This is a genomic window from Riemerella columbina (assembly GCF_030517065.1).
GTDB classification, from domain to species: domain Bacteria; phylum Bacteroidota; class Bacteroidia; order Flavobacteriales; family Weeksellaceae; genus Riemerella; species Riemerella columbina_A.
Genome location: NZ_CP103950.1, coordinates 1,096,612 through 1,108,716 on the forward strand (window position 1 = coordinate 1,096,612; position 12,105 = coordinate 1,108,716).

The 12,105-nt window shown below is 38.4% G+C and carries 8 protein-coding genes, 1 pseudogene and 1 CRISPR repeat array; of the genes and pseudogenes, 1 reads left to right on the top strand and 8 read right to left on the bottom strand.

All coding sequences use genetic code 11. The features are described from left to right. Positions 1-143: 143 nt before the first annotated feature. The 6 genes and pseudogenes from NYR17_RS05260 to NYR17_RS05285 form a co-directional block, all read right to left on the bottom strand. Positions 144-1,424 (bottom strand): M64 family metallopeptidase, encoded by a 1,281-nt coding sequence (locus NYR17_RS05260; protein ID WP_302504693.1) that lies wholly within the window; start codon positions 1,422-1,424, stop codon positions 144-146. 519 nt (positions 1,425-1,943) lie between these two features. Beyond that, positions 1,944-2,216: pseudogene (gene cas2, locus NYR17_RS05265) on the bottom strand (CRISPR-associated endonuclease Cas2); the annotation flags it as partial. 83 nt (positions 2,217-2,299) lie between these two features. Continuing rightward, the gene (locus NYR17_RS05270) at positions 2,300-3,712 is read right to left on the bottom strand and encodes a CCA tRNA nucleotidyltransferase (RefSeq protein WP_302504694.1); all 1,413 of its coding nucleotides are present in this window, start codon (positions 3,710-3,712) and stop codon (positions 2,300-2,302) included. Between the two features lie 181 nt (positions 3,713-3,893). Further along, a complete protein-coding gene (locus tag NYR17_RS05275; protein WP_302504695.1) occupies positions 3,894-4,661 on the bottom strand; it encodes a TatD family hydrolase in 768 nt (255 codons plus the stop codon). Between the two features lie 81 nt (positions 4,662-4,742). Further along, complete coding sequence (locus tag NYR17_RS05280) at positions 4,743-5,906, bottom strand: iron-containing alcohol dehydrogenase (protein ID WP_302504696.1); 1,164 nt, start codon at positions 5,904-5,906, stop codon at positions 4,743-4,745. A 189-nt stretch (positions 5,907-6,095) separates the two neighbouring features. After that, complete coding sequence (locus NYR17_RS05285; protein WP_302504697.1) at positions 6,096-7,238, bottom strand: acyl-CoA dehydrogenase; 1,143 nt, start codon at positions 7,236-7,238, stop codon at positions 6,096-6,098. A 124-nt stretch (positions 7,239-7,362) separates the two neighbouring features. Between NYR17_RS05285 and NYR17_RS05290 the strand changes: the two genes are divergently transcribed. Further along, complete coding sequence (locus NYR17_RS05290; protein WP_302504698.1) at positions 7,363-9,144, top strand: AMP-dependent synthetase/ligase; 1,782 nt, start codon at positions 7,363-7,365, stop codon at positions 9,142-9,144. Positions 9,145-9,245: 101 nt separating this feature from the next. Then, a CRISPR array of direct repeats spans positions 9,246-10,756; the repeat unit is 47 nt; unit sequence GTTGTGAATTGCTTTCAATTTTATTATTTTTGCGGATAGTTCGCAAC. Between the two features lie 116 nt (positions 10,757-10,872). Here NYR17_RS05290 and cas2 (NYR17_RS05295) read toward each other — a convergent pair. Next, positions 10,873-11,211, bottom strand: a complete 339-nt coding sequence (gene cas2, locus NYR17_RS05295) for a CRISPR-associated endonuclease Cas2 (RefSeq protein ID WP_302506998.1) — start codon at positions 11,209-11,211, stop codon at positions 10,873-10,875. Next, positions 11,192-12,103, bottom strand: a complete 912-nt coding sequence (cas1, locus tag NYR17_RS05300) for a type II CRISPR-associated endonuclease Cas1 (protein WP_302506999.1) — start codon at positions 12,101-12,103, stop codon at positions 11,192-11,194. Before cas1 ends, cas2 (NYR17_RS05295) begins: the two co-directional genes overlap by 20 nt. Positions 12,104-12,105: the final 2 nt, after the last annotated feature.

Sequence of the window (12,105 nt, forward strand, 5' to 3'; positions counted from 1 at the left end):
ATAAGTTAAAACTATTTTTAGGGATGAAAGTTTTAAATTGTGCTGGTTTTTTACTTGGTAGAGATTAAATCAATTTTAAATTATTATTAAAACACTATTTTTATTAAAAAAAATATTTTTTTTGCTCCTTTTTTAGGGTTTTATCATCGCTTATAAAATTCAATCGTTTTTTCAATAGCCTCCGTACAAACAGGGCAAAAACCATGCGGCACATTAGATGCCATTCTGCAATCTAAGGCAGGGCTATAAATGCCTTTTGGCGTGTAGCCTCCACCTTCAAAAACGCCTACCTTGTCTTTGTACATCGGAATTCTTGGAGTAGGGATGGGCGTGTTTTTGTCGATGTGTTTTGCCCATTTAGACTTGAAATTAACCAATGTGGTGAGGTTGGGTTCCCAAGGCTCTACTTTTAGATTGTAAAAATCTTCAGTACCTCCAGAATTATTATAATATTCATCACCTAAACCTACGAAACCATGCCCAAATTCGTGGACAAAAACTTTATCCGAAGTGCTATCATCAGCCGAAACCAAGTTCATCACATTATAAAAGCCACCGCCACCATATCTATCAGTATTCACAATGACGAAAATTTGATCATAAGGTACATTTGCTGCGATATCCGCAATTTTAAAAAGAGAAAGTGTAGTCAAATAACGCGGTGTTCCAAAGGTGTAAAATGTAGAATTTAACACGGTGTTTTTATAAATATTTTCTCCAGGAATATCCGTTCCAGACTCTACCGAAGGTGCTTGGATGGTGTAAATATTGAAATCTTGGCGATGCGCATTAAAAGGCGGAATTTTCATCATATAATCGATGAATTTTTTAGCATCTTGGTTAAATTTCTCTATTTCGGCTTCGGTATAACCTTCGGAAATAATTGCAATATCTACTGCGTTTTTAGGATGTTGATTGCCGTATCGCAAACTTTTATAAGGTGTTGGCTTTTCGTTGATAATACGCATATCCTGTGGCGAAATCTTTTCAGAAAACAGATTAACGAATTTTCCATCTCGGTTTCTTGCCTGCACTTCTACAATAATATTATGCTTAGGATAAGGCATTTGTATGGTGTTTTCAAAAGTCCGATAGCGATGCTTAGCCTCTTCCGTAGATTGCCATTCTTTAAAAATAGGGCTAAAACCTTTCGAAAAAATCAATTGTCCTGTGGTTTCATCTTTGGCTAAAATTCGATAATTGCCATAATCTGGGAAAAATAATTGGTGAACAGTGCCTCCACCATAATAAGGTTCGTGTTTGAGTTGGTAGAGTGTAACTTGCTCATTTTCATAGTTTCCACTAAGGATTAAGTCAATCCTCAAACTGCCTTCATCGAAAAAATCATCATATTTGATATTCTGGGCATAACTCAAAGCGATACAACAGAAACTTAAGGTAAATAAAAATCTTTTTATCATCATATTAAAATTATGTAGCAAATTTAATAAAAATATTTATTATTTTAAGGGAAAATTGATTTTTAAATGCTGATGGATTTATTTATTATTTTTCAAATTTTCATATAGTTTTTTATATTTTCTATACTTAAAAATAAAATAATTGGTAATGAGTGGGTGTCAAATTACAAATAAAATGACATTCAGCCGTTGATAAGTAATGTCCAACATATTATTCATAACTTGCATAATTTTTACGCATACCAAAATATTGTATCCATGATTATTTAAAATTATTTTTAATTTTGTGAATTATTCTGTTTTTTTTATAGTTCGTAAATATAATAAAAAAAATTGGAATTATTTTATATTTTGGGGTAAAGTTTTTACTTAAAACTCTTTTGAATTTTATTACTTTTGCGATAGTTCGCAACTTATAACAAAACGCCAATTCTACGCTCTGGCTTTTGAATTTTATTACTTTTGCGATAGTTCGCAACCTCAAAAAATAACCTACTGAAAATAAGCAGGTTGTTTTTGTTTTTAGGATTTTATTTTTAATGATTTAAAAATTCTCCTACTCCTAAACTTTTCAATTTTTTTTAATGCTATCAAAAAGTAATTGGTGGGTAATGGATCTTCTTTCTTTTTGGAAAAAAACTCAATGTCGCTCAATTGCTTGTCGGTGATGTGCATAATGGCGACTTTTCCGTATTTGGTAATGACGGATTTTACCCGCTTGATGTAGACTTCGGCATTCTCTCTACTGGGACAATGGTGGATGTAAATGGAAAACTGGAACAGATAAAAACCGTTTTTTGCTTTCAAAGCTTAGTTTGGAGCATAAAAGGTATTCTGTTATTGGGGTTAATCAATTGATAACCAGCTTTCCTCGCACCTCAAAGCCCTAATTTCTCGGCTTCTTTGAATACTAAATTTTTGGCGGCTATGGGATCATTGGGGATCTCGCCTTCCAAGATGGCTTCTTTTACTTTTTCCTTTAAAATGCCGATTTCTCGACCTGGCTTTAGCCCAAACCATAGCATAATTTCCTCGCCAGAAACAGGCGGTTGAAAATTTCTAATATGGTCTTTTTCTTCCACTTCTTTTATTTTTTTAGCAACATATTCAAAATTTTTCTTGTAACGCTCTTGTTTTTTTGCGTTTTTAGTGGTAATGTCGGCTTTGCATAGTGTGAAAAGGTCTTCCAAATCTTCTCCAGCATCAAATAAAAGGCGTCTTAGCGCAGCATCAGAGGTGTCATCGGTGATTAAGGCGATAGGTCTGGAGGAAAGTTTAACCATTTTTTGCACATACTTTAAATCGTTGCCTAAGGGAAGTTTCAAGCGTTGGAACAGTGGTTTTACCATTTTAGAACCGATAAATTCGTGTCCGTGGAAAGTCCAACCTGTAGATTCAACAAATTTTTTCGTTGGTGCTTTGCCGATGTCGTGGAGAAGTGCTGCCCACCTTAACCACAGATTATCAGTGTATTGGGAGATATTGTCCACCACTTCCAAAGTGTGGTAAAAATTGTCTTTATGAGTTTGTCCATCAATTTCATCAATGCCTTTAAGGGCGGTAAGTTCTGGGATGATGAGTGCCATCAGTCCTGTTTGCTCCATTAACTTTAAGCCAATAGAAGGCTTTTCAGAACTCATAATTTTATTAAATTCCACCATAATCCGCTCTACAGAAACAATTTTAATCCGCTCGGCTTCTTGGGAAATCGCAGCTAAAGATGATGGCTCAATCTGAAACTGAAGAGTAGAGGCAAAGCGAATAGCACGCATCATTCTTAGAGGGTCATCGGTGTAGGTTTTTACAGGTTCTAAAGGCGTTCTCAGTGTTTTATTTTGCAAATCTTCTTTGCCGTTAAAAGGGTCTATCAAGGCACCAAAATCCTCCGAATTAAGAGAAATCGCCATGGCATTTACAGTAAAATCTCTCCTTTTTTGGTCGTCTTCCAAACTGCCAGCTTCCACCTCGGGGTTTCGGCTATTTTCGGTATAACTTTCCTTTCTTGCACCTACAAACTCCAATTCTACCCCTTTCCATTTAAACATTGCGGTACCATAATTTTTGAAAATGGAGACTTTCAAATCAGGAGAAAGTGCGTTAGCCACAGCTTTTGCTAAATCGATGCCGCTTTGTTCGGTTACAAAATCAATATCCGTGGGCACGGCTCTCTTCATCAGTAAATCCCGAACATAGCCCCCAACCACATAGACCGATTGTCCGCGATCGGCTGCCACTTTTGAGATGATTTTAAAAAGTTTAAGGTGTTTATTTTGACTAAGATTGATGTGCATTACTGTATTTTAGAATATTCTGCAAAGATAAAAAACACAAAGTAAAACCTTAGGATAATACTAAAAAATATCGCTAAGGTTTCTCTAAATTGGTTTTATCAAATTTATAATCATATGGTTTTTAAATTACAATTCAATATTTTATCTTAAATGTATAATAGACCGAAAATAACCTTAAAAATTAAGAAATTCCAAAAATAGACTTGGCGTTTTGGGTGGTTATTTGATTTATCGTTTCATAAGGAAGTTGATAAATATCCACCAATTTACCAGCAACATACTCTAAATAAGAAGATTCATTTCTTTTGCTTCTGAATGGTACGGGGGCGAGGTAAGGTGCATCGGTTTCTAAAACAATATGTTCCAAAGGAATTTCATTGAGAAATTGGTCTATTTTTCCATTTTTGAAAGTTACCACACCACCAATACCTAAGGCAAAATTGAGATCTATTGCGTGTTTAGCATGTTCTAATGTCCCAGTGAAACAATGAAAAATCCCTCGCAAACGCGAATGTTTTTTCTCTTCCAAAACCTCAAAAGTTTCATCAAAACTATCTCTGGAATGGATCACAATAGGGCGGTCAAGTTCTATCGCCCAGTCGATTTGTTCACGGAAACACTGTTGCTGGAGATCAAGATGGCTCTTGTCCCAGTAAAGATCTATGCCGATTTCTCCTATGGCGCAAAAAAACCTTTGTTGCAAGAAATTCTTGACCATTGCCATTTCTTCTTGATAAGTTTCAGGCTTTATATAAGTAGGGTGAAGCCCCATCATCGCAAATATTTCATTGGGATATTGCGCTTCTAAATCCAGCATATTTTGGTGATATTCTGAGTTGATGGCAGGGAGAAAAAAATGAGTCACGCCCTTATCTTTTGCTCGTTGGATCATTTCGGTGCGGTCTTCGTTAAACGCCTCAGAATAGAGGTGTGTATGGGTATCAATCATAATATTGATGCATTTTTTAAATGAATGAAATCAGTGAAAAGTGTAAAAATGAGCACCATTATGATGCCTATTTTTTAGAAATTAGTATGTCATTTTTACAATCGCTTTGGCATCTTGTGGCGTTAGGTTTCTATGCTCGCCGATGCCCTCTAAACCTCGTTCTATAAAGGCTTTTTCAACCTTTTCGGCAGTACCTTCATAATCTTCGGTGTATTCTGACAAGCGGGTTTTAATTCCCAATGAATGGAAAAATTCTTCCATTTTTGCAATTCCTTTTTGTGCTTTTTCTTCGATGGTACCCTCTTGGATATTCCAAACGCGAGAGGCATATTGGGCTAATTTTTCCTTTTTACTTTCAAAATTATAGCGGTAATGTTGCGGGGCAATGATGGCTAAAGTGCGGGCGTGGTCTATTCCAAAATATGCCGTCAGTTCGTGTCCCATAGCGTGTACCGCCCAATCCGTAGCAACGCCCAAACGCAGCAATCCATTGAGCGCCATGGTGCAACACCACATATAATTGCCAGCAGCATCTATATCAAATTGGTCGTTCATCATTTTTGGAGCAACCTCTTGCAGCGTGATGAGAATGCTCTCCGCCATACGCTCTTGCAGCGTGGCAGCACTCGGGAAGGTGATGTATTGCTCCAAAACATGCGTGTAGGCATCTGTAATACCATTGGCGATCTGGCGTTTAGGAATACTCTGAATAACGGCAGGGTCTAAAATAGAAAATTGCGGAAACAAACCTGGACCGCCGCCACCTAACTTTTGCCGAGTCTCTTGGCGAGAAATCACATAGCCAGAATTCATCTCGGAGCCTGTGGCAGGCATTGTGAGGACGGTTCCGATAGGAAGCGCTTCACCTTCGTTAGGGCGAAACGGTTGGGTTAAAATATCCCAAGGCTCTCCGTTGTAATTGGCTGCAGCGGCTAAAAATTTGGTGCCATCAATCACGGAGCCACCGCCTACGGCTAATAGAAAATTGATGTTTTCCTTTTTAATGACCTCAAGGGCTTGCAATAAAACTTCGTATTCTGGGTTGGCAGGAATACCTGAAAATTCGGTGACATTAAAGCCTTGTAATGCGGTTTTAACTTGGTCATAAACACCATTTTTTTTGATGCTCCCACCGCCGTAAAGCACCAGAATACGGGCATCTTGTGGGATTTCTTGGTTAAGTTTGGCTATTTCGCCTTTGCCAAAAATGATTTTTGTAGGGTTTTTAAATTCAAAATTGAGCATAATAATATTGTCAAAAGTTAGTTGGGTGCGTAAGGGATAGAGGCGATATCCTTTTTGAGGAGGAACGACGAAAAAAGATAAAGCCGAAAGCCCGACCCCTGCAGCTGCCTGAGCGCTGGCGGGGGATACGCCCTAATGTTAATGAAAAAAGCGCCTCACCTCCGATTGTAAAGGCAAGGCAATGGTGTGTTATTTTTTTGCAATGCTTCTGGAAATCACGATTTTTTGGATTTCGGAAGTGCCTTCGTAGATTTGGGTAATTTTGGCATCACGCATCAGTCTTTCCACATGGTACTCTTTAACATAGCCGTAGCCACCGTGGACTTGAACCGCCTCTATCGTCGTATCCATCGCGGTTTTGGAAGCAAATAACTTCGCCATAGCACCGCTTTCGGAGATGTCTAAGCCTTGGTCTTTCTCGGCAGCGGCTTTAAAACAAAGCATTCTTGCCGCCGTAATTTGGGTTGCCATATCGGCTAATTTGAACGCAACGGCTTGATGTTGAATGATTTCCTTGCCGAAGGCTTTGCGCTCCTTGGCGTATTTTAATGCCAATTCATAGGCGCCGCTGGCAATCCCCAATGCTTGGGAGGCAATCCCAATACGACCACCGTTCAGCACAGACATTGCAAAGGTAAAACCAAAGCCATCTTCACCAATGCGGTTTTCCTTCGGGACTTTAACATCGGTGAAGAGCAAGGAGTGGGTGTCACTACCACGAATTCCCATTTTGTCCTCCTTAGGACCAATATCAAAGCCTTCCCAGCCTTTTTCTACTATAAAAGCGTTGATGCCCTTGTGCCCCTTCTCGGGGTGCGTTTGTGCAATCACGATGTAATAAGTGGCATTGCCGCCGTTGGTAATCCAGTTTTTAGTGCCGTTGAGGAGGTAATAATCGCCTTTGTCTTCTGCGGTTGTTTTTTGGGAAGTGGCATCAGAACCTGCCTCGGGTTCAGAGAGGGCAAATGCACCAATGACCTCGCCGCTGGCTAAAGGGACTAAATATTTCTGCTTCTGCGCCTCGGACGCGTACTTTTCTAAGCCTGCACACACTAAAGAGTTGTTGACCGACATAACCACCGCCGCGGAAGCGTCTATTTTTGAGATTTCCTCCATGGCTAAAACATAGGAAATACTATCTAAGCCTGCGCCGCCATATTTAGGGTCTACCATCATCCCCAAGAAGCCCATTTCGCCCATTTTTTTTACTTGTTCTGTGGGGAAGGTCTGGGTTTTATCTCTTTCTATAACGCCTGGAAGGAGTTCATTTTGTGCAAAATCTCTGGCAGCTTGCTGTATCATAAGCTGCTCTTCTGTTAAATTAAAATCCATTGTGTTTTGATTTTTTATAGGGTGGTAAAAATAAGATTTTTCTGGGTAAAATCAAAAAATTTTTGGTCTTCATAAAAATAGTTTTATATTTGGGAATTAGTTAAGGATTAAAAAATATAAGATTATGACGGTATCCAGATTATTCGATTTTGCCTATAAAGCTTTAGAAAAAAGCCCTAAAAAAGATGCATTAGTGACCAAATATAATGGAGAATGGCGAAAAACCTCTACTTTGGAGTTTATCAATATGGGGAATAAAGTGTCCCGAGGTTTACTCAAATTAGGTATAAAACCAGGGGATAAAATCGCCCTAATTTCTTCCAATAATCGTACAGAGTGGGCGGTTATGGATTTGGGAATTTTGCAGATAGGCTCCGTTAATGTCCCTGTGTACCCAACCATTTCGGTAGAGGATTATATTTATATTTTTAATAATGCGGAGATCAAATATTGCTTTGTTTCTGATGAGGCGCTTTATGAGAAAATCAACCAAGTGAAACCCCATGTGGAAAGCTTAGTCAGCGTGTTTACTTTTGATAAAATAGAGAAAGCGGCACACTGGACAGAAATTTTAGATTTGGGTGAAGATGATGCCACTCAAATGGAAGTGGAAGCGCTAAAAGACGGCATAAGAACGGAAGATTTAGCCACCATCATCTACACTTCTGGAACCACAGGAAGACCCAAAGGTGTGATGCTTTCTCACGAAAATATCGTAGCCAATGTGCAGGCTTCCACCCCGATTATCATCAGTAAAAATCCTAAAAATGAAGAGGTTAGAAGTTTGAGCTTTTTGCCAATATGTCATATTTTTGAGCGAATGTTATTTTATTTCTATATCAATAGCGGTATTTCTATTTATTTCGCAGAAAGTATTGAGAAAATGGGCGATAACATTAAAGAAGTTAAGCCTCATTATATGACCGTGGTGCCACGTTTGATAGAAAAGGTTTACGATAAAATCTACGACAAAGGCGTGAATGCTGGTGGTTTAAAATCAAAAATATTCCTCTGGGCGCTTGGAGTTAATAAAGCGAAAAAGCAAATTGGACAGCCTAAAACTTTAAAGGAAATCATCGCCGATAAACTGGTGTTTAAAAAGTGGAGAGAAGGTTTGGGCGGTAACATCATCACGCTGATTTCGGGCTCGGCAGCGCTTTCGCCAAGGCTTAATAAGCTGTTTCAAAATGCAGGTATTCCGATTTTAGAAGGCTATGGACTTACCGAAACTTCGCCTGTGATTGCCGTTAATACTTTTGAGAAAATGAAAATAGGCACTGTAGGTCCTGTGTTGCCGAATTTAGATGTTAAAATCCAAGGCGATGGCGAAATTTCCGTGAAAGGTCTATCTGTAACGAAGGGCTACTATAAAGATGAGGAAAAAACGAAAGAGGCGTTTACGGAAGATGGCTATTTTAAAACTGGCGATATTGGACATATCGATGATGAAGGATTTTTACATATTACCGATAGAAAAAAGGAAATGTTCAAGACTTCTGGCGGTAAATATATTGCGCCTCAAATCATTGAAAATATGGCGAAAGCGTCCAAATTCATTGAGCAAATTATGGTTGTTGGCGAAGGTGAAAAAATGCCTTGTGCCTTGGTGCAACCTGATTTTAATTTCGCGATTCACTGGGCGGAGCGCCACCATATCAACATCGGTACTACACCGCAAGAAATTGCTTCCAACCCTGAATTTAAGGCGAGAATAGAGAAAGAAATAGATTATCTCAACACCAAATTAGGCAACTGGGAGAAGATTAAAAAAATAGAACTTACCCCTGAAGTGTGGTCGGTAGAATCTGGCTTACTCACGCCAACGCTAAAACTCAAAAGAAAAATTATCAAACAGAAATTCCTCCCACTCTATAACAAAATGTATAACCATAACGAGGAAGATTAAAACAAAAACCGCTAAATCTAGCAGTTTTTTAATTTTATAGGTTTTTATTACTTTTGCAGATAGTTCGCAACTCGTAGACTTTGTTATATTTAAGGTTAAAAGTTGTGAATTGCTTTTCAATTTTATTATTTTTCGGATAGTTCACAACGTTTTTATTATGAAAAAAATCATTACAGGCGGTTGTGAATTGCTTTCAATTTTATTATTTTTGCGGATAGTTCGCAACAAACGCCATTCGCATTCCTTCAAATAAAGCGTTGTGAATTGCTTTCAATTTTATTATTTTTGCGGATAGTTCGCAACATCAGAATGGCGGTGTATTCTTTCTTAGGGGTTGTGAATTGCTTTCAATTTTATTATTTTTGCGGATAGTTCGCAACAAAGATAAAATAATTTATCATATAAAAATAGTTGTGAATTGCTTTCAATTTTATTATTTTTGCGGATAGTTCGCAACCTACGCTGTTCACACCTTGCCCATTGAGGTGTTGTGAATTGCTTTCAATTTTATTATTTTTGCGGATAGTTCGCAACTTTCTCCAAAAAACTTGATGTGGAAGCTCTGTTGTGAATTGCTTTCAATTTTATTATTTTTGCGGATAGTTCGCAACTAAAGCCATCGGTGGCAAATGGAACGCCTCGTTGTGAATTGCTTTCAATTTTATTATTTTTGCGGATAGTTCGCAACTTCAATCAAAAAATGGATATCCCACAGTTTGTTGTGAATTGCTTTCAATTTTATTATTTTTGCGGATAGTTCGCAACTAAAGCCATCGGTGGCAAATGGAACGCCTCGTTGTGAATTGCTTTCAATTTTATTATTTTTGCGGATAGTTCGCAACAATTCTGGCGCGTGAACATTACGCATATAGGTTGTGAATTGCTTTCAATTTTATTATTTTTGCGGATAGTTCGCAACTGATTTGCCCAGCTCATCATTTCCAAAGTAGTTGTGAATTGCTTTCAATTTTATTATTTTTGCGGATAGTTCGCAACACCTTTCTAATACTCTCTTACGAGTAAAGGGTTGTGAATTGCTTTCAATTTTATTATTTTTGCGGATAGTTCGCAACTCGCTACAAAACAAGGAGGAATTTAAAGACGTTGTGAATTGCTTTCAATTTTATTATTTTTGCGGATAGTTCGCAACTTGCGGTGGAATACGCCACCACCAAATTGAGTTGTGAATTGCTTTCAATTTTATTATTTTTGCGGATAGTTCGCAACCAGTGGTATCTATATAAGAAAGATGGAAGCGTTGTGAATTGCTTTCAATTTTATTATTTTTGCGGATAGTTCGCAACAGCGCTATTCATTTCTATAAATTATACAGAGTTGTGAATTGCTTTCAATTTTATTATTTTTGCGGATAGTTCGCAACCAATCCTCTATATGCCGAGCCTTTATATCAGTTGTGAATTGCTTTCAATTTTATTATTTTTGCGGATAGTTCGCAACGCGCCTGCCGATGTCTTCTGTTCGTATAGGGTTGTGAATTGCTTTCAATTTTATTATTTTTGCGGATAGTTCGCAACCCTAAAAACTGAAATGCCTGGCGTTTGCTTGTTGTGAATTGCTTTCAATTTTATTATTTTTGCGGATAGTTCGCAACCTCAAAAAATAACCTACTTATTTTCAGTAGGTTATTTTTATTTTTAGGATTCTATTTTTGATGTTTTTAAAATTCTTTCATCCTTCAATTTTTCAATTTTCTAATCCTATTCGCTATCAAAACAATTCCAATTGCTGGTAGGTGGGTGGTGGGTCTTCTTTCTTTTGGGAAAAGAAAATCTCAATGTCGCTAAATTGCTTGTCGGTGATGTGCATAATGGCGACTTTGCCGTATTTGGGAAGGATGGATTTTACCCGCTTGATGTGGACTTCGGCGTTTTCTCTACTGGGACAATGGCGGATGTAAATGGAAAACTGAAACAGACTGAAACCGTCGTTTTCTAAGCGTTTTCGGAAGAGTTGCGCTGCTTTTCGCATCGTTTTTGTCTCCGTGGGGAGATCGTAAAGTACCATAATCCACATGACTCGGTAGGCGTTAAATCGGTCGGAGGGCATCATAAAATTGAGGCATTGAGAGTTGTCGTTTTTCGCCGGTATAGCATTTGTAGAGGGAGACCGTGCTGGTTTTTATCGCCACGATGAGCGGTCGTTTTTTGTCTTCAATGCAAGTGTCCATCGTGGCAATTTGGAGCATAAAAGCTTTAAATTCTTTGCTAAGTTCTTCGGAATCTGGGTTTTGTGAGAGCCATTGCATCACCAATTTATCCACAAATGGGCGATAGGGTTCCATCATATCATCAGCCAAACAATAGGGGTTGTATTTATTGCGATGAAAAATCCCCAAAACGGGCAGCAATCCTGTTTCTACAAGGCTCCGAGCAACGATGCTCCGCAACACGGCGTATCCAAAATTAAAGAATGAATTGGGCGAGTCTCCGTACCGCTCTCTTAGGAAATCTGGGGCGATGAGGTATTTCCAATAATGCTGTGCCGCAATGCCTTCCATATTGCTACTGTCGCCACTTTTTACCTGATTTTTATATGCCAACATCGGCTCAAAATAGGTGTCCAATTGCCGTAAAACCTCCGTTTGATTTTCAATTTTGGCTTCTACAATCTGTTTCCAAAGGTTTTTTTTCAGCGGTTCGCTGGCTTCCAGTTGGTATTTACTGCGTTCGGAATGCTCAGAATGTCCATAAATCGGCAACATCATTCCGTGCGGAAGATGGTGGGCATCGCAACTGATGATCACCACATTATTCCCCATCAACCGCTGGATCAACTGGTGCGAAAGGGTGATCTGAAAATGGTCAAGCATTACCAACCCTATATCCTCCACAGGAATGCTGCCTTTCTCGGTTTTGGTCTCTGGACAAATGATTTTCATCTGTTGATTTTTGAGCTGGAGATAAGCAGGATTTCCTATATAAATAGAGCGATAGAGCATAG